This window comes from Streptomyces sp. XY431 (genome assembly GCF_001279805.1).
Classification (GTDB): Bacteria; Actinomycetota; Actinomycetes; order Streptomycetales; family Streptomycetaceae; genus Kitasatospora; species Kitasatospora purpeofusca.
In genome coordinates, this window is sequence record NZ_LGDO01000488.1 from 13,132 (window position 1) to 36,144 (window position 23,013).

Below are 23,013 nucleotides of genomic sequence, written 5' to 3' on the forward strand. Positions count from 1 at the left end.
GGACGTTTACCCGTGCCCGACATCCCCCGGGCGTCCCCCGGGCCCGCGGCGACGGCGGCTCCGGCCCCCGACGCGGGCCGCGCGGGCCGTCAGCCCGCGTCGTTCCCGCCGGTCACGGCGTCGCTCGCGATGGCCTCGTGGTGGCGGATGACCTCGGCGATGATGAAGGTCAGGAACTTCTCCGCGAACACCGGGTCCAGGTGCGCGCCGGCCGCCAGCTCGCGCAGGCGCTTGATCTGGGCGCGCTCACGGGCCGGATCGGCCGGGGGGAGCCTGTGCTCGGCCTTGAGCCGGCCGACCCGCTGGGTCGCCTTGAAGCGCTCGGCCAGCATGTGGACCACCGCGGCGTCGATGTTGTCGATACTCTCGCGCAGGCTGGTCAGCTCGGCCCGCACGGCGTCGGCGACCCCCTCGGGCAGTCCGGCGTCGGGGGTCGTGGGGTGGTCCGTCATCGGGAAGGCTCCGCGGCTCTCTCGCGTCTTGCGCCCGACCGTCCGGCGGCCGGGCCCGGGCGCGCGCAAATCTAACAGGACGCCCGACGCGGGCCCGCACCATTTGGCCGATCGGTCCACGATATGGACGGCACACGGACCGACCGCCGGACGGTGCTCCGAGCTGCCCCGGCCCGCCCTCCGGGAGCCGCCTTCACCCGGACGGCCGAGGGATTTTCGGACTCGGCAGACCGATGCGCTACTTGTGGCTGGCCCCGGAGCTGCACGTAGGCTGGGGCGCGGCAGGACCGGACGTGACGAACCAGCAGTTCCTGATTCGATGGAGGTACCGATCGTGGCAACCACTCGCACCGCCCGCACCGCTTGGGAAGGCAACCTGGTCGACGGCAAGGGCCAGGTGGCGTTCGCGTCGTCCGGCATCGGCGAGTTCCCGGTGTCCTGGCCGGCCCGCGCCGAGGCGCCGAACGGGCTGACCAGCCCGGAGGAGCTCATCGCCGCCGCGCACTCCGCCTGCTTCTCGATGGCCCTCTCGCACGGTCTGACCGGCGCGGGCACCCCGCCCACCAAGCTCGACACCCAGGCCGACGTGACCTTCCAGCCGGGCACCGGCATCACCGGCATCCACCTCACCGTCACCGGTGAGGTGCCCGGCCTGGACGAGGCCGGTTTCGTGGCCGCCGCCGAGGACGCCAAGGCGAACTGCCCGGTGAGCCAGGCCCTGACCGGCACCACCATCACCCTCACGGCCTCGCTGGCCGGCTGACCGTCCGGTCCTCCCGCTCCTCCTGCTCCTCGGCCCCGGTGGGGCGCGTGTTCGGCGCTCCGCCGGGGCCCGAGGGCGCACTCCTGGAGCACGCGCCCTCGGTGCACATCATGTGATGTGTACCGGGGGCGTCCGCATGTATCGCCGCACTTGCTCCCAAAGCCGACGAATCACCCTGGCGGCGGTCACCGCGCGTTGCCGTCGCGTCCTATGATCGGCCGCAGCACCCTGTTCCTCACGGTTCCTCAGGCGGGCTTCGGCCCGGCCCGCTCCGTCCCGAGCGTTCCGCCACGCCGCCCGCCCGCAGGAGCCCCGGCAGGGTGCGGAGCCGGCCGCCGCAGTCGGGTGACCGGCCGGACCAGCGTCAAGCGTCAGCAGCGGACGGGAGCATGCCGTGCCGGGCCAGAACGAGGGGGCCGACGCTCACCACCCCGGCGTACGGCGCGAGGAGCCACGGGCGCACCACCACCTCCCGCCACCCGCCCCCCACCCCGTCGGCGGCACGAACGGCACCGGCCCCGGGGCCACCGTCGGCACCACCCAGGCCGTCCTGGACGGCGTGTCCGGCGGCGCCCTGCTCTGCCCGACCTGCTCGCGGCCGCTCTCCGACGAGGCCCACCGGGCGGTGGACGACAGCCCCGGCACCGGGACCCACGCGCCGGAACCGGCCGCCACCGAGGGCGGCGACCGGCTGCTGGCCGCCCTGCGGGTGAGCGAGGCCCGGCTGCGGGCCGCCTTCTGGGACGCCGGCATCGGCATGGCCCTGATCGACCCCGAGGACCGGATCATCGAGGTCAACCCCGCCTTCGCCACGCTCACCGGCCGCACCGTCGGCGAACTGGTGCAGACCCACATCTACGAGATCGTCGACCCCGAGGGCATGCCGCACCGGCTCTTCCCGGCCCTCGTCAACGGCGAGCGCGACCGGCTCCGGGTCGAGAAGCAGCTCAAGCACCGCGAGGGGCGGACGGTCTGGAGCAAGGTGACCGTCTCGCTGATCCGGGACGCCGCGGGCGGGCCGCTCTACACGCTCGCCCTGGTCGAGGACATCACCGAGCAGCGCCGGCTCGGCGACCGGCTGGAGTACCAGGCCCTGCACGACCCGCTGACCCGCCTGCCCAACCGGACGTACTTCTTCGAACGCCTCGACGCCGCCTGCCTCACCGCCGACCGGTCGACGGCGCCCCAGCCGGCGCCCGCGCCCCCGCGCCCGGCCACCGGGGCCGAGGACGACGGCCCCCGGGTCGGCGTCTGCTACCTGGACCTCGACGGGTTCGCCGCGATCAACGAGACGCTCGGCCACCACATCGGCGACCAACTGCTGATCGCCGTGGCCACCCGGCTCCGGCGCGGCTTCACCGCGCACGGCACCCAGCTGGTGGCGCGGATGGGCGGTGACGAGTTCGCCGTCCTGGTGACCGACAGCCGGGGCAGCGGGCAGCTGACCGATCTGGCCGCCCGGATCCTCGAAGCCCTGGAACGCCCCTTCGACGTGGCCGGCCACCGCCTGGTGGTCACCGCCAGCGTCGGCGTCGTCGAGCGCTCCGTGCAGGAGACCACCCCCACCGACCTGGTCAAGGACGCCGACGCCACCCTGTACTGGTCCAAGGCCGACGGCCGGGCCCGGTGGACCCTCTACGACCCCGACCGGGGCGCCCACCAGCTGACCCGCCAGCTGCTCGCGACCGCGCTGCGGCCGGCGCTGGAGCGCGGCGAGTTCACCATCGAGTACCAGCCGCTGGTCGGCCTCGCCGACGGCGCCGTGCACGGCGCCGAGGCCCTGGTCAGATGGCGCCACCCCCGCTACGGGACGCTCTCGCCGGACCGCTTCATCCCGCTCGCCGAGGAGTCCGGGGCGATCGTGCCGCTCGGCAAGTGGGTACTGGAGGAGTCCTGCCGTCAGGCACGGCGCTGGCTCACCGAGTTCCCCGAGACCGAGACCTTCGTCAGCGTCAATCTCGCCGCCCGGCAGATCTGGGACTCCGACGTGGTCGCCGATGTCGCCCAGGCCCTCGAACGCACCGGGCTGCCGGCCCGGCTTTTGCAGCTGGAGATCACCGAGAGCGCGCTGCTCGGCCCCGGCGGGCGCCCGCTCCAGGCGCTCCAGGCGCTCGCCGACATGGGCGTCCGGATCGCGATCGACGACTTCGGGACGGGCTACTCGAACCTCGCCTACCTCTCCCGGCTCCCGGTGCACGTACTGAAGCTGGACGGCACCTTCATCGAGGGCTTCCGCGACCCCTCCCCGAGCGGCTCCCGGGCGGAGCTCCCCGAGTTCGGCGCACGGCGGAGCGACGCGGACGAGCAGATCGTGGGCGCGATGGTGCAGCTCGCCCACACCCTCGGCCTGACCGTGACCGCCGAGGGCATCGAGAGCGCCGCCCAGGCCGAACGGCTGCGGCTCACCGGCTGCGACACGGCCCAGGGCTGGTACTTCGCCCGCCCCGGCGAGGCGGAACTGGTCGCGGCGATACTCCGCGACAACCGGGACAGCCGCGGCAACCGGGAGGTCCTGGAGAGCCGGGAGGGCCTGGAGAGCCGCGACGGCCGGGGCGGGCGCGAGGACCGGGGCTGACGCCGGTCAGCCGGCCGAGGCCCGGGCCCCGGTCAGGCCGTACGCCTCGGCGATCAGCCCGTAGGAACGCAGCCGCGCCTCGTGGCCGTGGATGTGCGAGGTCACCATCAGCTCCTCCACCCCGGTCCGCTTGCGCAGCGCCTCCAGCCCGTCGGCCACCTCGCCCGGCGAGCCCAGCACGACATTGCCCAGCCACTCGTCGATGAAGTCCGCCTCCGCCGGGCTGTACGGGTAGGACTCGGCCTCCTCGGGCGTGGGGATGGGGCCCGGGTTGCCGCGGCGCAGCCGGAGCATGCCGAGGGCCGCGGAGCGGGCCAGGCGGCGGGCGGCGTCCCGGTCGTCGGCCGCGACCGCGCCCACCCCGATCAGCGCGTACGGCTCGTCGAGGACGGCGGAGGGGCGGAACTCCGAGCGGTAGAGGTCGAGGGCCGGGAGGGTGTTGACGCTGCTGAAGTGGTGCGCGAAGGCGAACGGCAGCCCGAGGCGGCCGGCCAGCTGGGCGCTGAAGCCGGAGGAGCCGAGCAGCCAGACCGGCGGCCGCCCCTCGCCCTTCGGGACGGCGGTCAGCCGGGCGTAGGCGTGCTCGGCCGGGAAGCTGCCGTCGAGGAAGTGGGTCAGCTCCGCGAGCTGGCGGGGGAAGTCGTCGGCGCCCTCGCCGAGGCCCCGGCGCAGCGCCCGGGCGGTGGCGGCATCGGTGCCGGGGGCCCGTCCGAGGCCGAGGTCGATCCGGCCCGGGTGGAGGGCTTCGAGCAGGCCGAACTGCTCGGCGATCGCCAGCGGGGCGTGGTTGGGCAGCATCACGCCGCCCGAGCCGAGCCGCAGAGTGGTGGTGTGGGCACCGAGGTGGGCCAGCAGGACGGCCGGGGTGGAGCTGGCGACACCGGGCATGCCGTGGTGCTCGGCCACCCAGAAGCGGTGGTAGCCCCATTCCTCGGCGCTGCGGGCGAGGGTGGTGGTCGCGGCGAGTGCCTGCGCGGGTGTGTGGCCGACCCCGACGGTGGCCAGGTCGAGAATCGACAGCGGGGCGGGCGCCGTTCCCCGGGCCGTGCCCCGGATCGCGTCCGCGGCGGGTGCCGTGCTCCCGCCGTCCCGCTGCTGCGCCCGCCTGTCCTCGGTCGTCATACCGTCCGTCCTCCTGGCCGTGGTCGTTCCGTCCGCCGGTGCGGTGCACCGGTGCCGGCCACCGGGTCGGCCGGTGCCGCCGCCGGTGCCGACAGTGGTCAACCCCGGCCGCGGTCCCCCTTGTTCCCCGCCCCGGGCCCGGCCGCGCCCCGGCCGACCCGTTCGCGAACGCCCGTCCCGTCCGTCGCCGGAGGTCCCCGGGGACCCGGCTCCCGGTTGACGCAGAGCCAGCGGACGAACACCCGTGGCGACTTCACGCCAGCGCGGGAAGTCGCCAGCCGGAGGGCTCGCGGGCGGTGTCCGGCGTCCGGCAGGCTTGGTTCCCGGCGGATCACCCAACCGGATCCGCACTCACCAGCAAGATCGTCGGGCTGGACCAGCGCCGACCGATCCCCGCGAGCCCCTGGAGCGGCACCCCGCCCCGGGGGCTCGTGCCATTCCGGGCCCGCCCCGTCCCGGTCACGCACCGTTCCGGACCGGTGAGGCCCGGTGAGGCCCGGTGAGGCCCGGCACCTGTGAGCCGGCGCACAGCCGGGGTGCTTCATGGCATGAAAAGTCGAGGCGCTAGCGTTGTCCCTTGCAACCACTGCTCCTCCGGGCAGCCTGGAGGGAGGAAGCACATGGACATCGCGACACTGGCCGGATCCTCGTGGATCTGCGCCCTGGCACTCTGCGCCGTCCTCGGCGACGCCTTCCTCCCCTTCATCCCGAGCGGGACGATCGTCATACTCGCCGTGCTCAAGACGGCACAGATAGACGGCGCGCCCGTACTGCTCGGGCTGGGCGTGGCCACCGCCTCCTTCCTCGGCGATCTGCTGCTGCTCCAGCTGGCCCGTCGCGGCGCGCCCATGGTCAACCGGCGACTCGAACACCGCCCGAAACTCGCGGCGAGCGTGGCGCGGGTGCAGCAGGCGCTGGACGAACGCACCACGCGGGCGGCGGCCGCCATGGTCGTGGTCGCCCGTTTCGTCCCGGCCGGGCGGACCGTCCTCGATCTGGCCATCGGCCACTCCCCCGCGCACCCCCACCGCTTCCTGCGGTGGTCGGCACTGGCCGCGATGATCTGGGCGGCCTACATCGTGACCCTGGGCTGGCTCAACAGCCACTGGTTCGACACCGCCTGGCTGAGCCTCGCGGTCTCCTGCACCGCGGCCACCGCGGTGAGCACCGCCATCGCGCGGATCGTGCGCCGCAACCGCCGGCTCTCGCTCGGCTGACGCCTCGACGGCACGCCCCGAATCGGGCGAAGCGTCACAGGACGGCAACAGAAGACATTTCTTCGCATCCCGTACAGGCGTGCCGAGCGTGTTCATGGTCGGCGGCCCCCGGTTCCTTGGTGACCCGTGCGTCCGCATGCAATCCTAACGACGGATAATCACTCAATTGTCCGAATTGAGTGATGCGGGCAGGGCCACGGCCGTACCCGGTCCGGACGACCCCAGGGGAGACGATGGGCAGCATCTCGCGCAGGACCGTGCTCACAGCCACCGCCGCGACCGCGGCCCTCGGAGCGGTGACCGCCTGCTCCGGGGGCGGCTCGGGACCGGCCGCCGCCTCCGGCTCCAGCTCGGGCCCCGCCCCCGCCCCCACCACCGGCGGGCCGAGCACCGCAACCGGCGGCACCCCGAGCGGCACCCCGACCAAGGGCAAGCCGATCGGCGACGGCTCGACCTCCGACACCGGCCCCCAGCCGAACCAGCCCAAGCCGGAGAAGCTCAAGCCCGGCGAGCGCCCGCCGCAGTTCGTGGTGTTCTCCTGGGACGGCGCCGGAGCGACCGAGGACGGCCAGTTCCCCCGGTTCCTCAAGCTCGCCGAGGAGCACAAGGCCTCGATGACCTTCTTCCTCTCCGGTATATACGCCCTGCCCAAGGGCAGGTCCGAGCTGTACCACCCGCCGAAGCACTCGGTCGGCGCGTCCGACATTCCCTACCTGTCGGACGGCGCGGTCAAGAACACCATCAAGCTCGTCAGCCAGGCCTGGCTGGCCGGCCACGAGATAGGCACCCACTTCAACGGCCACTTCTGCTCGACCCGGCCGGACGGCAACGGCGTCAACAAGTGGACCCCCGAGGACTGGCAGAGCGAGATAGACCAGGCCGTCGGCTTCGTGACCCAGTGGCGGACCAACACCGGCTTCACCGACGTCGACCCGCTCCCCTTCGACTACAAGAAGGAGCTGATCGGCGGCCGCACCCCCTGCCTGGAGGGGCAGAAGGCCCTGCTGCCGACGGCCGCCGCCCTCGGCTGGAAGTACGACGCCAGCTCCTCGGGCGGCCAGCAGATCTGGCCCCAGAAGGTGCAGGACGGGAAGGTCTGGGACCTCCCGCTGCAGAGCATCCCGTTCCCCGGGCACACCTTCCAGGTGCTCTCCATGGACTACAACATCCTGGCCAACCAGTCGAAGGTCACCAACGGGGACCCGGCCAAGTTCAACGACTGGCGCACCCAGGCCAGGGACTCCTACCTGGCCGGCTTCGACCGCGCCTACAACGGCAACCGCGCGCCGCTCTTCATCGGCAACCACTTCGAGCAGTGGAACGGCGGCATCTACATGGACGCCGTCGAGGAGACCCTCAAGACGATCGCGGGCAAGCCCGAGGTCCGGCTGGTCTCGTTCAAGCAGCTCGTCGAGTGGCTGGAGGTGCAGGACCAGTCCACCCTCCGCAAGCTGCGCACCCTCAACGTGGGGCAGGCGCCGGCCGGCGGCTGGGAGTCCTTCCTCGGCACGGCCGGCTAGGGGCTACCGGCGGGGGCGGCCGTCGCCAGGCCCAGCGCGTACGGGAGCCAGAACTCCCCCGCCCGGGGCTCGCCCCGGCCGCACTCGCCGTCCGACTCGCCCGGGTTCTTGATCCAGAGGAAGGCGTCGACGCCGGGCTGCCCGGTCTCCGTCGTGGGCGGCGTGCCGAGCGCGCGGCCGGGCGGGTTGCACCACGCCTCCGCGCTCAGCGGGCCGTTGCCGTTGCGGCTGGTGTCGACGACGAAGTGCTTGCCGTCCAGCAGGGCGGACAGCTGGGCGCCGTACGCGGTCGTGCGGTCGGTGGCGTAGAAGTTGGAGACGTTCAGCGCGAAGCCGTCGGCCGCCGCGACCCCGGACTTGCGCAGGGCCTCGGCCAGTGCGGCCCGGTCCTGCACCCAGCCGGGGTTGCCCGCGTCCAGGTAGACCCGCACCTGCGGACGCTTCTTCAACTCCTGGACGGCGAAGGCCAGCAGGCCGTAGCGCTCGGCGGCGGCATCGCCCTTGACCCCGCAGGCGTCCAGCGTGTGCGCGACCGCGTCGGGCTCCAGCACCACCCAGGCCCGGCGGTCACCGAGCGCCTCCGCGAGCCCGGTGGCCCAGGCCCGGTACGCGGCCGCGTCGGTGGCGCCGCCGGCCGAGTAGAGGCCGCAGTCCCGGTGCGGGATGTTGTACGCGACGAAGACCGGCGTCCGGTCGGCCTCGGCGGCGCGCCGGCTCACCTGCTCGGCGGTGCCCCGGGCGGCCTGGTCGGTCAGCCACTGCGAGGAGGGCCGGGCGGCGATCCGCAGCAGGGTTTCGGCCTCCGCCGTCCGGCCCTGGCCGCGCAGGGCGGTCACCTGCTGGGCGGCGGCGGTCCGGTCGGAGACGTAGAAGGTCTGGCCGGGGAGCTGCGGCAGGGCGCCGGGCACCGGCACCCCGGGCGCGGGGGCCGCGGGTGTGGTGGCCCCGGGCGCGACCGCCGAGGGTGCAGTGGCCGCGGGTGTGGTGGCCGGCCCGACCGCTCCCGTCGGGCTCCCCCCGGCGCAGCCCGCGAGCCCCGCCACGAGCCCCAGCAACGCCGCCCCCACGGCCGGCCGGAACCCAGCCCCTCGCCCAACTCGGCGCACGTACCGCCCCTCCCAGATCCGGCCCGGCGACCCGGTCCGGCCCCAGCTTCGCACACCGGGCACCGCCCGCCGTCCACCGGAAGGTGAACGGCGGGCGGCCCGCACCGAGGAGACGGCCCGTCAGGGACGGGCCTGGTCGGAACGGCTCGACCCGGGGCGACCGGGCTCGGCTCAGCCCTGCTTGAGGTCCGGGATCCGCCAGTCGATCGGGTCGACCCCGAAGCCCTCCAGCGCGGTGTTGATCTGCGAGAACGGGCGGCTGCCGAAGAACAGCTTGGCGGACAGCGGCGACGGGTGCGCGCCCTGGACCACCACGTGCTTCTCGGTGTCGATCAGCGGGAGCTTCTTCTTCGCGTAGTTGCCCCAGAGCACGAAGACCACCGGCTCCTCGCGGGCGCTCACCGCCTTGATCACCGCGTCGGTGAACTTCTCCCAGCCCTTGGCCTTGTGCGAATTGGCCTCGTGCGCACGGACCGTGAGCACCGCGTTGAGCAGCAGCACGCCCTGCTCGGCCCAGTGCATCAGGTAGCCGTTGTCCGGCGCCGGAATGCCGAGGTCGGCGTCCAGCTCCTTGAAGATGTTGCGCAGCGAGGGCGGCGTCCTGGTGCCGGGCAGCACCGAGAAGCTCATGCCGTGGGCCTGGCCGTCGTCGTGGTACGGGTCCTGGCCGAGCACGAGCACCCGGACCTTCTCGTACGGCGTGGCCTCCAGCGCGGAGAACTCCTGCCCGCTCGGCGGGAAGACCTGGTGCTCCGCGCGCTGGGCCGCCACGAAGGCCGCCAGCTCGGCGAAGTACGGCTTCTCCGTCTCGGTGCCCAGCGCCTCCCGCCAGGACTCCGGCAGCTCCAGACCGGCTCCCGATTCCGCCCCGCCCACGTTGGCCTCGACCGTGTCCGTCACGACGACATCTACCTCCCACCGGACGGCCGCTCACCGCGGCACCGCCCCGACCTGCGGGCATATCGCGCCCCTCGCGCCGTACGCCCTCTTTCACCCCGAACGCTACACAGGCCCACCGACAACCGGGTCCCCGACCGCTTCGCCGGAGGGCTCGCCGACCGGTTCCGCACCCGGCTCCCGGGCCGGTTCCGCGACCGCCGCCACCGCCGCCGCGTTCACGCGCCGGTGCTCGACCACGTTCAGCACCACCAGCACCACCGCGAGCGTCACCAGCGCGGCGAGCGCCGGCCACCGCACCATGGCGGGCGCGAGCGCCAGTACCACCGCCGCCGCCACGATCCGGGTGGTGGCGACCGATCGGAACATCATCCAGCGCGTGTAGCCGAAGGTCAGCAGATACAGTCCGCACCCGCCGTACAGCAGCCCCACCGAGGCCGCGCCCAGCGCCCGGCGGGGATCGGCCACCGTCTCGCCGAAGCCCACCGCCACCGCGATCACCGCGGCCGCCAGCGCCAGGTGCCCGTACTGGAAGACCCGGCGGACCATGTCCCGGCGCGAGTCGGCGACGGTGACGGCGTGCCGCATGGCATCGGCGGCGAAGACGAAGTACTGCCACCAGAGCCCGGCCGAGATGGTGAACGCGGCCGTCACCGCGACGAGTTCGGCCGCGTCGAGACGGACCGCGGCCGCGCTGGCGCCGATCCCGACGATCGACTCGCCGAGCGCCACCAGCAGGAACAGGGCGAACCGCTCCGGCATGTGCGACGGGTGGTAGGCGACGGCGGCCAGCTTGCGGCGGAACACCACCGGCCCGGACAGGTCGCAGAGCGCCGCCAGCGCCCAGAGCCAGACCCTCGGCCCCTCCGGCAGCAGCCCGCCCGCCACCAGCAGCGGCCCGCTGACCAGCACACCCACCCCGTACGGTCCGCGCCAGACCCCCGGGATGCGCACCAGCAGGAGCAGCAGCACCACCCGGGCCGCCCAGTACCCGGCGCCGAGCAGCACGCCCCGGTTCCCGTACGCGCCGGGCACGGCCAGCGCCATGACCAGGCCGGTGAACCCGACGGCCAGGATGCCCAGCCGGTCGCGCGCGGTGTCCACGTCGCGGATGTTGGCCTGCACGGTGGTGCCGACCCAGCACCAGTAGACCGGGACGAACACCACCAGCGCCTGCACGATCCCCAGCGGGTCGTGGCGGTGGTGCAGCAGGCCGGAGACCTGGGTGATCGCGAAGACGAAGATCAGATCGAAGTACAGCTCCGCCCAGGTGACCCGCTTCTCCGGCGCCTCCCCGGCCGTGCCCTCACCGGGCCGTTTCCCTTCCGACCGTCCGCCCTCCGGCCGTCTCCGCTCCGACCGTTCCCCCGTCCGGACCGCCGATTCCTCGGCACCCACCGGAAGCTCCCCCGTTGTGCTCATCCGCCCCTCCTCGGCGCACACAGCGAACGGGCCCGCCCGGGACATCGGCCGGGGCGGGGCCCGCAACAGCAGTGCCGAGGCTAGACCAGCCCGCCCCGGCCCACCGCCCCGGCACCGCCCCTGTCCACCGGTCGGCAGCCCCTACGAGCGGCGGCCCGGGACGACTAGGCTGATCGTCGTTGGGGCAGCCATTGGCGCCCGGCCGGCCGCTGGTGTCCGGTCCGGTGCGATTTTCGAACCATCGCAAGACCTAGGAGACACCACCGTGGCAGACCGCAAGCCCATCGACACCTGGCTGACCGACATGGACGGGGTCCTCATCCACGAGGGCGTGCCGATCCCCGGCGCCGATGCCTTCATCAAGCGGCTGCGTGAGTCCGGCAAGCCGTTCCTGGTGCTCACCAACAACTCCATCTACACCCAGCGCGACCTGCACGCCCGGCTCTCCCGGATGGGCCTGGACGTCCCCGCCGAGCACATCTGGACCTCCGCGCTGGCCACCGCGAAGTTCCTCTCCGACCAGCGCCCGAACGGCACCGCGTACGTGATCGGCGAGGCCGGACTGACCACCGCGATGCACGACGTCGGCTACGTGCTCACCGACACCGACCCCGACTTCGTCGTCCTCGGCGAGACCCGGACCTACTCGTTCGAGGCCATGACCAAGGCCGTCCGCCTGATCAACGACGGCGCCCGGTTCATCGCCACCAACCCGGACGAGACCGGCCCGTCGGCCGAGGGCGCGCTCCCCGCCACCGGCTCGGTCGCCGCCCTCATCACCAAGGCCACCGGCGTGGAGCCCTACTTCGTCGGGAAGCCCAACCCCCTGATGATGCGCGCCGGTCTGAACGCCATCGGCGCCCACTCCGAGCGGAGCGCGATGATCGGCGACCGGATGGACACCGACATCGTCTCGGGCATGGAGGCCGGTATGTCGACCTTCCTGGTCCTCACCGGCCTCACCCTGGCCAGCGAGGTGGAGCGCTTCCCGTACCGGCCGACCCAGGTGGTCGACTCGATCGCGGACCTGGTCGACCTGATCTGAGACGCGCTCACCGACCCTGGTCCCACGGCACCTCGAAGGCCCTCCCGCTTCCGCGCGGGAGGGCCTTCGCCGTGGCGGCCGCCGCCCGGAGCGGTCCGGCCGCCCCTCAAGGACTCCTTAAGCCGCCCCTAACCGCACCGATGACCCCTCAGCGGCGCGGCCGGGCGCGGTTAGCGTGAGCGCCACGCCGGGTCCCCCGCACCGGCCCCGGCGGCCACCACCGTCGGTCTCCACCCGGGTCTGCCGCCGCCGCGCCCCCCACCGCGGCGGCACCACCTGACCGACCGGCACTGTCGGCACCGGTCCGGAAGCCCCGGGTCCGGCGCCGGGTCCGAAAGCCCCGGGTCCGACGCCGAAACCGGGGCCAACCGGGCACACCGTGGTTGAGTAGGGCGCATGACCACCTCCGCGCGCCCCGCCGCCCCCGGAGCTCCCGGCTCCCGCCCGCCCTTCCGCATCGGTCTGATCGGCTACGGCCTGGCCGGCTCCGCCTTCCACGCGCCCCTGATCGCCACCACCCCCGGACTCCGGCTCGCCGCGGTGGTCACCGCCAACCCCGACCGCCGGGCCCAGCTGCGGCAGGAGCACCCCGACGCCCGCGCCCTCGACACCCCCGAGCAGCTGCTCGCCGACCCCGACGCGCTCGACCTGGTCGTCATCGCCTCCCCCAACCGCACCCACGCCCCGCTCGCCCGCGCCGCCCTGCGGGCCGGGCTGGCCACCGTGGTCGACAAGCCGCTCGCCGCCACCGCCGCCGAGGCGCGCGAACTCTGCGCGCTCGCCGGATCGACCGGCACCCTGCTCACCGTCTTCCAGAACCGCCGCTGGGACGGCGACTTCCTCACCGCCGCCCGCCTGGTCCGCGAGGGCGCGCTCGGCCGGGTGCACCGCTTCGAGTCCCGCTTCGAGCGGTTCCGGCCCAAGCCCAAGCCCGGCTGGCGCGAGCTCGCCGACCCGGCCGAGGTCGGCGGCACCCTCTACGACCTCGGCAGCCACCTCGTCGACCAGGCGCTCACCCTCTTCGGGCCGGTCGACACGGTGTACGCGGAGATCGACGTACGGCGCGACGGCGCGGTGGTCGACGACGACGCCTTCCTCGCCCTCACCCACGCCAACGGCACCCGCTCCCACCTGTGGACCAGCGCGATCGCCCCGCTCGTCGGCCCCCGGCTGCGGGTCCTCGGCGACGCCGCCGGATACGTCAAGCCCGGCATGGACCCCCAGGAGGCGGCCCTGCGGACCGGCCTGCGCCCGGACGGCACCATGCCCTGGGGCGCCGACGACCCCGCCCGGTACGGCACCCTCGGCAGCGACGGGTCCACCACCCCGCTGCCCACCGACCCCGGCGACTACCCCGCGTTCTACGCGGGCGTGGCCGCCGCCCTGGCCACCCCCGGCACCCCGCCCCCGGTCGACCCGCGCGACGCCGTCGCCACCCTGACCGTCCTGGAGGCCGCCCGCGCCTCGGCCGCCACCGGCACCGCCGTCCGGCTCGAGGACGCTTCCGCCTGACCCCGCCCCGTCGGCCGCCCGCGCCCCGTTGTGGGCGCGGGCGGCGGGCAGGGGCGGCGGGTGGCGGCGCGGGGGTGCTCAGATTCCGATGACCTCGACCGCCGAGCCCAGCCCCTTGAAGTCCGAGATGTTGCGCGTGTACAGCGGCAGCCCGTGCGCGGAAGCGATCGCGGCGATCATCAGATCGATCCGCCGCGGCCGCGGCTGCCGGCCGGCCGCGATCGTCAGCGTCACCAGGGTCCCGTAGCGGGCCGCGGCGGCCCCGTCGAAGGGCAGCGGGTCGAAGTCCGCCATCGCCGCGCCCAGCACCTCCAGCCGGGCCGCCCGGCTGACCGGGTCACGGGCCATCGACACGCCCTGCTGCAGCTCCGCGAAAGTGATCGCGGTCAGCTCCGGCACCGCCGGCAGATCGGCCGGGCTCAGCAGCGCCAGGTCGATGTAGACGCACGTGTCCAGCACCCCGGCGGGCCGCCGGCGGGCGGCCCGCCGCCGCTCAGCCACGCCGCCGCTCGAACGGGTCGCCGTCCTCGTCCCCGACCAGCTCCTCCGGCCCGAAGTACTCCTCGGACTCCTTGCGCATCTGCTGGTAGTCCACCCGCGGCAGCTTCACGTGCCGCGCCACCAGTTCCTCGGCCGTGAGCCGCCGGCGCCCCGCCACCGGCCGCAGCTCCGCGACCTCGACCCCGTTCCTGGTGATGTGGAAGATCTCCCCCGCCTCCACCGCGTCCATCACCGCGGCGGAGTTGTTCCGGAACTCCCGCTGGGTAATCGTCTTCATGCTTTCCAAGGTAGCCCCGTGTAGCACCCGCGGCTACGCCTCGCGCACCGATCCGCCGGAAATACACCACCCCCGGACCCGGCGCCGCGTTACCGTACGACATCGACCGATCACGCTGGGGGGCTCCGACCGTGGCCGACACGACCACCGAAGCACAGCAGAATCCGTGGCTCCACGGCCAGGACGGCCCACCGCCCGGCATCCCGCGCCCCGCCGCCGGACCGGGCCCCTGGGCGAACGGCCCCTCGGCCGGCGCACCCGTCCACGTCGAACCGGCCGCACTCCGGCTCGCCGCCACGGCCTCCCGGCGCCTCCAGGCCGAACTCCGGCAGGCCGTCGGCCGCGCCGAACCGGACACCGGCGCCACCGCCCTCGCCCTGACCGCCGACGGCTTCGCCACCGGTGCCGCGCTCACCCAGGTCCTCGGCTGGTGGAAGACCCGCTGGACCAGCCTCGACCAGCGCCTCGGCCTCGCCGCCGACCGACTGGAGGCCACCGCCACCGCCTACCGGTCGGCCGACACCGCCGCCGCCTCCGCATTCCGGGCCCCCTGAGCCGTGGTGACCTTCGACCGGCTCCGGCACGCCGCCCTCGGCCCGCTCGACCGGACCGGGGACACCTGGAACGGCCTCGCCGGACACGCCGAACAGATCGCCGGCCAGGTCCGCTCCGGCGTCCTCCGGCCGCTCACCGGCGCGGCACCGAGCCCTCTCGCGGCGGCCGGCGCCCGCGCCTGGAGCGGCCTCGCGGCCGACGAGGCCACCCGGGAGATCGGCCTGCTCGCCGACGAGCTGACCGCCTTCCACTACGAGGCCCTCGCCGTCACCGCCGCCCTCCGCCGGGCCGCGTCCGCGTTCACCCGGGCCCAGCAGGACCTGCTGCGCGCCATCGGCGACGCCGAGGCCCTCGGCGCCACCGTCGGCGGTGACGGCACCGTCACCCTGCCCCCGCTCCCGCCCGAGGACCGCAACGACCCGGACGCGATCGCGTACCGGCGGCGGCAGTGGGAGGAACTCCAGCAGCACGTCGAGGCGATGCGGAAGGCGGTCACGGCCGCCACCGAGGCCGATGCCACTGCGGCGGCCGCCCTCCGCACCCTCGACCCCGCCGAGGTCGACCCGGCGACGCGACCGGGGGCGGTGGCGGAGGCCCGTGGCGACCTCGTCCGGGCCGCGGGGATGCCGACCGACCCGAAGGCCCTGCGGCTCTGGTGGGGCGCGCTGGACCCGAGCGTCCGCGCCGGGCTGCTGGCGGCGGACGGGGAGAGGCTGGTCGCGGCGGGTGTGCTGGGCCCGGTCGACTACGAGTGGCACGCGCCGGACGCGGGTGCGGGGGACTTCGCCCAGCGGCCACCGGGCCCGGGGGACTACGCGATCGGAGTGGCGGCGCAGACGCTGCTCGTGGGCGGTGGAACGTTCGTCGGATACACCGACGCCGCGCGCCACATGGAACACTTCCTGGCCGCGAGCGGAGAACCACTCACCGTGGACGTGGACCGCATGCTCGGTGACGATCAGAAACTCAGCGGTCTGGTGGAGCGGCAGATCACCGCCAACCGGGCAGCGTGGCGGCAGACGGCCCTGGATGCCTTCGCGCAGTCGGGCGGTGCTCCGGTGGCGGTCCCGATCGAGGCCGCCCAACAACGAACCGCGGACACCCGGAACTGGTACCTGGCCATCGGCAGCCACGCATTCGCCACCTCCGGCGTGGTCACCGCCCGGCCCGGACCGGACGGAAAGCCACAGGTCTCGATCCACTACCAGGTCCACATCTGGGACCGCTACAACTGGGACCCCGGCAAGAGCACGCCGATCGCTGGGACCAACATCAAGGACAGCGACATGGCCGCACTCCACCAGACCGGCCTGGCCAGGGAGTACGACCTGATCGGGCGGAGCACCCCGAGGACCGTCGCCCTGCCCGAGTCCTCGGCGGACCTGCCCGGAGTGCCCGACCGGCCGAGCGGCACCCGGGACGGCACCCGGAGCGATCCGGGCCGGGAGGACCGATGAATCGGCAGCCCGACCGACAGTTCATTCGCCGACGACGGCTGGTGGTCGCGCTGCTCACCGGTGCCGTGCTGCTGCCGGTGGCCCTCCTGTACTGGGCGTACGAGACGGACCGGAGAGTGGCCGACGACAGCGGCCGGCCGGGTTCGTGGATGTCGGCGACGGCGGAGCAGGTCGCCGATCTGACACGGGTGCCGGTGCCCACCCTGGCGGTCGACGTGCGGTGGGGGCACCAGAACGGATTCCAGTACGACCTCGGCGTCCAGTCGTTCCGGCTGCCGAGTGAGCAGACCGGCACGTTCAGGGACGGTCTCGCCGTGGCCGAGTGGCGCGCGGGCAAGCCCCTCGATCCGGGTACCGACGACGGTCTCGTCCACATCGGGGCGCCCGATCCTCGCACCGAGTCCTCGATGACCTGTGGCCTCTTCGAATCCCGTCCACCCGGACACGTGACCGCGACTTCCGTCTGCCTCGCCCCTCGGCCCGACGGGACCAGCCAGATCTGGGTGAGTGCCGTGCGCACCCCCTGAGACGGGGATCCGGTCGGCCGCCCCGTCTGGCATCATCGTTGGCAGTACTGGTCCGGAGCGCAGAGGAGGCAGGGACGTGACCGTGGTCGCGATGCTGCTCGGGCTGCTCCGGGTGCTGAGTGGGGAGTGGCTCGCCGAGGGTGGCGGGTCGCTGACGTCGGTGGCGGCTGCGGCCGCCGTGGTGCTGGTGACCGGGGCGGTCGCGGGGGCGCTGGTCGTCGCGCGGCTGCTGGGGGCGCGGGCGCCGGCGAGTGTGCGGGCCGGGGTGCTGCGCAGGCGCGCGGCCCGGACGGCCTTCCTCCCGCAGCGTGATCCGGATGCCCGGGGCCGTCAGCGCCCGAGGGCCCCGGGAGCGGTCCCGGCGGCCGCGTAGCACCGGGGATTCCTTCACCACCGGCCCGTCGCGGCCGTCCTCCGTCGATCACTCGTACCCCGAGACCCCCGGAGGGCTCGCTCCACCATGTCCGTTTTCGCAATCCTCGACCCGGCCGTCGGCCTGGCCCACGATGTCGTCGCCGCGTTCGCGCAGGTCGTCCCGACCGCGCTCGCGATCGTCCTGTTCACCGTCTGCGTCCGGCTGGCGCTGCACCCGCTGGCGCGGGCTGCGGCGCGCGGCGAGAAGGCGCGGACCCGGCTGGCGCCGCGGATCGCCGAGTTGAACCGCAAGCACAAGGGCCGCCCGGAGAAGCTCCAGGCGGCGCTCGCCGAGCTGTACCGGGAGGAGAAGGCCTCGCCGTTCGCGGGCTGCCTGCCGATGCTGGTGCAGATCCCGTTCTTCTCGGTGATGTACCGGCTGTTCACCACCCCGAACGACCTGCTCGGCCACACCCTGTTCGGCGCCCCGCTGGGGTTGCACGTGGGCTCGGCGCACGGTGCGGGCGAGTGGGCGGTGTTCGCGGTGCTGTACGCGGGGCTGGCGGCGCTGGGGTACGTCAACTTCCGGAAGGCCCGCCGGGCCCAGGCCGAGCAGGCGGCTCAGGCGGCACAGTCGGCGCAGGACGCACCGGCGCAGCCCGGGCTCGCGTTCCTGCCGTACCTGTCCTTCGGCACCGTGCTGTTCGCCGCCCTCGTCCCGCTGGCGGCCGCGGTGTACCTGCTGACCACCAGCACCTGGACGGCGGCCGAGCGGGCCTGGCTCCACCGGGACGGGACGCCGGAGCCCGCGGTTCCGGCGCTGGTCTGAGGCCGGATCGGCCGGACCGCCCGGCCTGCTCTAGCCTGTGTGATCGTTTGGGCCGGTCGGCCGGACGATCACGCAGGTGGGCTCAGGTGAAGGGAAGGGTGGCGTCATGGCGGTCGCTGCGCCGGCGTTGGCGGAGTTGCGGGAGGTCTGTCAGCCGCGGGCGAAGCTGGCGAGCCGCAACGGGGAGCACTGGGCGGGCCGGCTCTGCATGCGCGCCGTGTCGTTGCGGGTCACCCGGCAGCTGGTGCGGACCTCGGTGTCGCCGAACACCCTGACCTGGCTGATGGTGGTCTGCGGGGTCGGCGCGGGGGCGGCGCTGCTGGTCCCCGGGCCGGTGGGCGCGGTGCTGGCGGCGGTGCTGTTCCAGGGCTTCCTGCTGTTCGACTGCGTCGACGGCGAGGTGGCCCGCTGGAAGCGGCGGTTCAGCACGGCCGGGGTGTACGTGGACCGGCTCGGCGCGTATCTGGCGGACGCCGCGCTGATGGCCGGCGCGGGTGTCCGGGCGGCCCGGGGCGGGTCGGAGCTGTGGGTGTCGGTGGGCCTGGCGGCGGCGCTCGGTGTGGTGCTGCTGAAGGCGTCGACCGATCTGGTGGACGTGGCGCGGGCGCGCAGCGGGCTGGCTCCGGCGGACGAGGAGTCGACGCAGCCGCGTTCGCAGGGCATCGCGACCGCGCGCCGGCTGGCGTCGGTGTTCAAGATCCACCGGGTGACCAACGGCATCGAGGCTTCGCTGGTGCTGCTGGCGGCAGCGGTGGCGGACGTGGCGGTCGGCGGCATCGGCCCGACCAGGGCGGTGGTGGCCGGTATCGCGGCGATCACCTGGGGCATGGTGGTGGCTCACCTGGCCTCGATCCTGTCCTCCTCGCGACTGCGGTAGCCCGCCGCGCGGTCGGGCGCCGCCGGGGCGAACTCACCGCTGGGGGCGCCGCGTTGACATGCACCGAAGCCGCCCGCTGTCAAGCCCGGTGATGCCGAGCGGCCGCCGCCCGACCCCCGCCGTTCGACCGGGGCACCCGCTCCCCCCGTCGGACGGCCGGGGGCGGCCGAGGCCGGTCCGCAGGATGACGCGGGCCGGCCGGGGCGGCTGCCAGCCTGGACCCGGAGGGCCCGAGGTCCGGGCCGGAGGGGTTCATGATGACGTTCAGTCAAAATAGTTATCCGGAAGGCAAGTTGCGTGGGCGCGGCCGACTGGGCAGGAGGCTGGCCGCCGTCGCCCTGGCGGGTGCCGCCGTCGGCACACTCGCCCCGGCCGCGATGGCGGCGCCCGCCCCGGCCGATGCCCGCCGGGGTGGGGTCGACGCGCGGGCGGAGCTGCGGGCGTTCGTCGCGGACGGCTCCTCGACGGCCGCGTTCGCCGAGGTCCGGGAGGACGGCCGGCGGATCTGGCGCGACGCGGTGGGCACGTCCGACCTGGCCACCGGGCAGCCGGTCAGGCCGGACGGCCGGTTCCGGATCGGCAGTGTCACCAAGGCGTTCGTGTCGACCGTCGTGCTGCAGCTGGTCGGGGAGGGCCGGCTGCGGCTGGACGACCCGGTCGAGCGCCACCTGCCGGGCCTCGTCCCCAACGGCGGCGCGATCAGCGTCCGCCAGCTGCTCAACCACAGCAGCGGCCTGTACGACTACACCGAGGACCCGCGGTTCTTCTACCAGGACGAGGCGAGCCTGCGCGACTACGCCCTCGGGGACCGCCGTTGGCAGGACTACCGGCCGGAGCAGCTGGTCGCGATCGGCGTCGCGCACCCGCCGTACTTCGCCCCGGGCCAGGGCTGGAAGTACTCGAACACCAACTACATCCTGGCCGGCCTGCTGATCGACAAGCTCACCGGCCACAGCTGGCAGAGCGAGGTGACGCGGCGGATCGTCCGGCCGCTGCACCTGGACGACACCGTGTTCCCCGGTTCGGAGACCGGGCTGCGCGGCCCGCACGTCCGCGCCTACGCCAAGCTGCCGGAGGGGCCGGCGGACATCACCAGGCTCAACCCGACCGTCGGCGACGCGGCCGGCAACGGCATCTCCACCACCGCCGACCTCGACCGCTTCCACGCCGCCCTGTTCGGCGGCAGGTTGCTGCGGCCGGCCGAGCAGGCCGCGCTCACCACGACCGTGCCGACCGGGTCGGGCCACAGCTCCTACGGGCTCGGCGTGGCCCAGGCGGACTTCGGCTGCGGCCCGCTGTGGGGCCACGACGGGGGCCTGCCCGGCTGGGGGACGCTGCTGTTCGGCACGGCGGACGGGAAGCGGCAGGTGGCGCTGTCGTACAACCCGTACGAGGGCACCGACCAGTCCGGGGTGGAAACGGCGGTCGTCGCGCTCGCGGTGAAGACGCTCTGCGGCACAACAGCACCGGCGGGTACGGCGGTGGACGCGCTCGCGGCCCTGCGGGGCCCCGGCCGCTGAGGCCCGGCGGCGGGCAGCCGAAAAACACTTGCCCCGCCGGGCGGCACGACGGTCGGATAGTGCCCCATGAACAGCGACACCATGGATCTGCACCCCGGCCAGCACCCGATCGACGAGGACCTCGTCCGGCGCCTGGTCGCCGACCGGTTCCCGCAGTGGGCCGGACTGCCGGTGACCCGCTTCCCCTCCGGCGGCACCGTCAACGCCATGTACCGGCTGGGCGAGGAGATGGTGGTCCGGCTGCCGCTGGTGGACTGGGGGGCACCCGACCTGGTGATGGAGCAGGAGTGGCTGCCGAGGCTGGCGCCGCTCCTGCCCGTCGCCGTCCCGGAGGTGCTCGGCGCGGGCGGGCCCGCCGAGGGGTACCCGTGGCCGTGGTCGGTGTACCGCTGGCAGGAGGGCGTCCATCCCCGGCCGGGAGCGCTGCGCGAGCCGGTACGGCTGGCCGAGGACCTCGCCGGCTTCGTGACCGCGATCCGGTCGCTCACCCTGCCGGACGCCCCGCCCGCCTACCGGGGCGGGCCGATCGAACTGCTCGACGAGGAGACCAGGACGGCGATCGGGGAACTGCGGGCACTGCCCGCGGAGGGCGTCGACTGCGCGGCCGTGACCGCCCTCTGGGAGGACGCGCTCGCCGCGCCGGCCTGGGACGGGCGGACGGTGTGGCTGCACTCCGACCTGCTGCCGGGCAATCTGCTGGTGGACGGCGACGGACGGCTGATCGCGGTGATCGACTTCGGCTGCACGGGCGTCGGCGACCCCTCCTGCGACCTGATGCCGGCCTGGAACCTGCTGCCGCCCGACGCCCGCGCGGTCTACCGCGCGGCGCTGGACGTGGACGACGCCACCTGGCGGCGCGGGCGCGGCCGGGCCCTGGCCCTGGCGCTGAACGCCCTGCCGTACTACCGGCACACCAACCCGGCGATGGCGGAGAACGCGCGCCATGTGATCCGGGAGATCCTCGCCGAGTCCTGAGCCGTCGTCAGGGCCGGACCAGGGTCCACCAGGTGCGGTGGTCCGGGCGCGGGCCCATGGCGAGCCGATGCCCCTCGCGCAGTTCACCGGTCGTCCGGGTGCGCTCGGAGGAGGAGATGCGCCCCGCCGATCGGCAGATGGACTGGGCTCCTGGCTGCGGGGACGATGAGGTGCGCCCCGACCTGGCCGACCGGGCAGCCGGTCAGGCCGGGCGCGCGGGGTTACTCCTCGTGGTGACGGCCGTGGAGGAAGTCCGACCGGAGCCGGCAGACGGCGCCGACGATGGCTGCCGCGATGATGAGGATCAGCAGCCCGAGCACGGTCACGCGGCCTGGTCGAGCTCGAACCACACCAGCTTGCCGCGTTTCTGGGGTTCGGCGCCCCAGCGGTGGGTGAGGCCCTGAACGAGCTGGAGGCCCCGACCGGATTCGGCGAGGTCGGCGAGGGCGCGGTGCTCGGGGAGGTCGGAGGAGTCGTCGCCGACGGAGACGCGGAGCGTCCGACCGAGGATGAGAACGAGGACCACGGGCGCGGGCGTACGGCCGTGGCGCCAGGCGTTGGCGATCAGCTCGACGAGGGCGAGTTCGGCGTCGGCGATGACGTCGGGGCGGAAGCCCGCGACGGCCATGGCGGAGCGGAGGGCCTCGCGGGCGACGGTCAGGGAGGGGGTGTTGCGGTTACACATGGGGACTCCCAGCGGTGCAGGCGGGGGCGCACCGGGCAAAGGCATGAGGGCTCCCACCCATGGAGATGCTTGTCGCATGCCACCACGCGCCACCCCAACGGTCAGGCAGGAGCGGCTGGGTATCGAGCTGCGCGAGATGCGAGATTGCGCCGGCCGCACGACGACTCAAGCCCTCTTGGGATCTCGAGTGGAGAACCGCCTGCGCCGCTCGGAGATCCTCATGGAGCAGGGATCCCACCCCTACACGGCCGTGGTCCACGAGGCGGCTCTCCGGATGCGCTTCGGCGGGGCCGACGTGGCCCGAAGGCAGTTGGAGAGAGTTCTGGAGCTCGCCCAGCTGCCGCACGTGACCGTCCACGTTGTCACCTTCGAGGCAGACGGCTTCAAAGGCGCGGGGCAGGCAATCGTCCATGCCAGGGGACCGGTCCAACGGCTGGACGCCGTCCAACTCGATGCGGTCGGCGGCCCGGTGTTCCTCCATGAACGCAACCAGGTGGAGAACTACCGGCAGATCATAGATCGAATGGTTGAGCGATCACTCTCCCCGAAGCAGTCGTGCGATCTGATCAATCGCAGCAAGAAGGGAATCTGAGCCATGGAACCGCTGAACTGGACCCGGCCCTCGGCCTGCGCCGACGCCACCAACTGCCCGGAGGTAGCCGTCACCGACGCCGCCGTCTATCTTCGAAGCAGCCTCCGGCCCGCCGAGGTGACCCAGTTGACCCCTACGGAGTGGCGCGACCTCCTCGCCGGAATCCGCAACGGGGAGTTCGACATCTGAGTCGCCGGTGCTCCGCCTCGGGGCACCGGCATCCTGAGCTTCTG

The 23,013-nt window shown here is 73.8% G+C and carries 24 protein-coding genes; 16 read left to right on the forward strand and 8 right to left on the reverse strand.

The window, feature by feature from the left end; all coding sequences use genetic code 11:
- Positions 1–89 precede the first annotated feature (89 nt).
- On the reverse strand, positions 90–452 hold the full coding sequence (locus ADK60_RS33175; protein WP_053650657.1) for a chorismate mutase: 363 nt from the start codon (positions 450–452) through the stop codon (positions 90–92).
- A gap of 334 nt (positions 453–786) precedes the next feature.
- On the opposite strand from ADK60_RS33175, the gene ADK60_RS33180 reads away from it, so the two are divergent.
- Positions 787–1,215 carry an OsmC family protein gene (locus ADK60_RS33180; protein WP_045940640.1) on the forward strand — a complete coding sequence of 143 codons (429 nt, stop codon included), beginning with the start codon at positions 787–789 and terminating at the stop codon, positions 1,213–1,215.
- 394 nt (positions 1,216–1,609) lie between these two features.
- Positions 1,610–3,790 (forward strand): putative bifunctional diguanylate cyclase/phosphodiesterase, encoded by a 2,181-nt coding sequence (locus ADK60_RS33185; protein WP_079008896.1) that lies wholly within the window; start codon positions 1,610–1,612, stop codon positions 3,788–3,790.
- 6 nt (positions 3,791–3,796) lie between these two features.
- Here the strand turns inward: ADK60_RS33185 and ADK60_RS33190 are convergent, their stop codons facing one another.
- The gene (locus tag ADK60_RS33190; protein ID WP_053650658.1) at positions 3,797–4,912 is read right to left on the reverse strand and encodes an LLM class flavin-dependent oxidoreductase; all 1,116 of its coding nucleotides are present in this window, start codon (positions 4,910–4,912) and stop codon (positions 3,797–3,799) included.
- Between the two features lie 620 nt (positions 4,913–5,532).
- On the opposite strand from ADK60_RS33190, the gene ADK60_RS33195 reads away from it, so the two are divergent.
- Together ADK60_RS33195 and ADK60_RS33200 are read left to right on the forward strand one after the other, a co-directional pair.
- A complete protein-coding gene (locus ADK60_RS33195; protein WP_053650659.1) occupies positions 5,533–6,129 on the forward strand; it encodes a DedA family protein in 597 nt (198 codons plus the stop codon).
- A gap of 233 nt (positions 6,130–6,362) precedes the next feature.
- Complete coding sequence (locus tag ADK60_RS33200) at positions 6,363–7,649, forward strand: polysaccharide deacetylase family protein (RefSeq protein ID WP_045940628.1); 1,287 nt, start codon at positions 6,363–6,365, stop codon at positions 7,647–7,649.
- Here ADK60_RS33200 and ADK60_RS33205 read toward each other — a convergent pair.
- The 3 genes from ADK60_RS33205 to ADK60_RS33215 form a co-directional block, all read right to left on the reverse strand.
- On the reverse strand, positions 7,646–8,557 hold the full coding sequence (locus ADK60_RS33205) for a glycoside hydrolase family 6 protein (protein ID WP_234371415.1): 912 nt from the start codon (positions 8,555–8,557) through the stop codon (positions 7,646–7,648). The genes ADK60_RS33200 and ADK60_RS33205 overlap by 4 nt on opposite strands.
- A gap of 369 nt (positions 8,558–8,926) precedes the next feature.
- The gene (locus ADK60_RS33210) at positions 8,927–9,655 is read right to left on the reverse strand and encodes a uracil-DNA glycosylase (protein WP_234371417.1); all 729 of its coding nucleotides are present in this window, start codon (positions 9,653–9,655) and stop codon (positions 8,927–8,929) included.
- Positions 9,656–9,757: 102 nt separating this feature from the next.
- Positions 9,758–11,074, reverse strand: coding sequence for a low temperature requirement protein A (locus ADK60_RS33215; protein WP_079008898.1), 1,317 nt, complete (start codon positions 11,072–11,074; stop codon positions 9,758–9,760).
- A gap of 265 nt (positions 11,075–11,339) precedes the next feature.
- Here ADK60_RS33215 and ADK60_RS33220 point away from each other — a divergent pair, with 265 nt between their 5' ends.
- Positions 11,340–12,119 carry an HAD-IIA family hydrolase gene (locus ADK60_RS33220; protein ID WP_045940627.1) on the forward strand — a complete coding sequence of 260 codons (780 nt, stop codon included), beginning with the start codon at positions 11,340–11,342 and terminating at the stop codon, positions 12,117–12,119.
- A gap of 396 nt (positions 12,120–12,515) precedes the next feature.
- Positions 12,516–13,631, forward strand: a complete 1,116-nt coding sequence (locus tag ADK60_RS33225; RefSeq protein WP_053650661.1) for a Gfo/Idh/MocA family protein — start codon at positions 12,516–12,518, stop codon at positions 13,629–13,631.
- Positions 13,632–13,709: 78 nt separating this feature from the next.
- On the opposite strand, the gene ADK60_RS33230 is transcribed toward ADK60_RS33225, so the two are convergent.
- Together ADK60_RS33230 and ADK60_RS33235 are read right to left on the reverse strand one after the other, a co-directional pair.
- A complete protein-coding gene (locus tag ADK60_RS33230; protein ID WP_234326004.1) occupies positions 13,710–14,132 on the reverse strand; it encodes a type II toxin-antitoxin system VapC family toxin in 423 nt (140 codons plus the stop codon).
- Positions 14,125–14,409: a type II toxin-antitoxin system Phd/YefM family antitoxin gene (locus ADK60_RS33235; protein ID WP_053650662.1), complete on the reverse strand. Its 285-nt coding sequence runs from the start codon at positions 14,407–14,409 to the stop codon at positions 14,125–14,127. Before ADK60_RS33235 ends, ADK60_RS33230 begins: the two co-directional genes overlap by 8 nt.
- A 131-nt stretch (positions 14,410–14,540) precedes the next feature.
- Between ADK60_RS33235 and ADK60_RS33240 the strand changes: the two genes are divergently transcribed.
- The 8 genes from ADK60_RS33240 to ADK60_RS33275 all read left to right on the forward strand — a co-directional run bounded on the left by ADK60_RS33240 (position 14,541) and on the right by ADK60_RS33275 (position 21,503).
- Positions 14,541–14,963 (forward strand): hypothetical protein, encoded by a 423-nt coding sequence (locus tag ADK60_RS33240; RefSeq protein ID WP_053650663.1) that lies wholly within the window; start codon positions 14,541–14,543, stop codon positions 14,961–14,963.
- A gap of 6 nt (positions 14,964–14,969) precedes the next feature.
- Positions 14,970–16,421: a hypothetical protein gene (locus ADK60_RS33245; protein WP_053650664.1), complete on the forward strand. Its 1,452-nt coding sequence runs from the start codon at positions 14,970–14,972 to the stop codon at positions 16,419–16,421.
- Positions 16,418–16,948 (forward strand): hypothetical protein, encoded by a 531-nt coding sequence (locus ADK60_RS33250; protein ID WP_159400694.1) that lies wholly within the window; start codon positions 16,418–16,420, stop codon positions 16,946–16,948. The genes ADK60_RS33245 and ADK60_RS33250 overlap by 4 nt, the downstream gene beginning before the upstream one ends.
- A 76-nt stretch (positions 16,949–17,024) precedes the next feature.
- A complete protein-coding gene (locus ADK60_RS33255) occupies positions 17,025–17,321 on the forward strand; it encodes a DUF6412 domain-containing protein (protein ID WP_353651784.1) in 297 nt (98 codons plus the stop codon).
- Positions 17,322–17,408: 87 nt separating this feature from the next.
- Positions 17,409–18,131, forward strand: coding sequence for a YidC/Oxa1 family membrane protein insertase (locus ADK60_RS33260; protein ID WP_045940623.1), 723 nt, complete (start codon positions 17,409–17,411; stop codon positions 18,129–18,131).
- 106 nt (positions 18,132–18,237) lie between these two features.
- A complete protein-coding gene (locus ADK60_RS33265; protein WP_053650666.1) occupies positions 18,238–19,008 on the forward strand; it encodes a CDP-alcohol phosphatidyltransferase family protein in 771 nt (256 codons plus the stop codon).
- 254 nt (positions 19,009–19,262) lie between these two features.
- The gene (locus ADK60_RS33270) at positions 19,263–20,528 is read left to right on the forward strand and encodes a serine hydrolase domain-containing protein (protein WP_079008899.1); all 1,266 of its coding nucleotides are present in this window, start codon (positions 19,263–19,265) and stop codon (positions 20,526–20,528) included.
- Between the two features lie 66 nt (positions 20,529–20,594).
- On the forward strand, positions 20,595–21,503 hold the full coding sequence (locus ADK60_RS33275) for an aminoglycoside phosphotransferase family protein (protein WP_199839812.1): 909 nt from the start codon (positions 20,595–20,597) through the stop codon (positions 21,501–21,503).
- A gap of 322 nt (positions 21,504–21,825) precedes the next feature.
- On the opposite strand, the gene ADK60_RS33280 is transcribed toward ADK60_RS33275, so the two are convergent.
- Positions 21,826–22,188 carry an ATP-binding protein gene (locus tag ADK60_RS33280; protein WP_053650668.1) on the reverse strand — a complete coding sequence of 121 codons (363 nt, stop codon included), beginning with the start codon at positions 22,186–22,188 and terminating at the stop codon, positions 21,826–21,828.
- Between the two features lie 76 nt (positions 22,189–22,264).
- Here ADK60_RS33280 and ADK60_RS33285 point away from each other — a divergent pair, with 76 nt between their 5' ends.
- Complete coding sequence (locus ADK60_RS33285) at positions 22,265–22,780, forward strand: DUF5753 domain-containing protein (protein WP_053650669.1); 516 nt, start codon at positions 22,265–22,267, stop codon at positions 22,778–22,780.
- 3 nt (positions 22,781–22,783) lie between these two features.
- Complete coding sequence (locus tag ADK60_RS33290; protein WP_053650670.1) at positions 22,784–22,969, forward strand: DUF397 domain-containing protein; 186 nt, start codon at positions 22,784–22,786, stop codon at positions 22,967–22,969.
- The last annotated feature ends 44 nt before the right edge of the window (positions 22,970–23,013 follow it).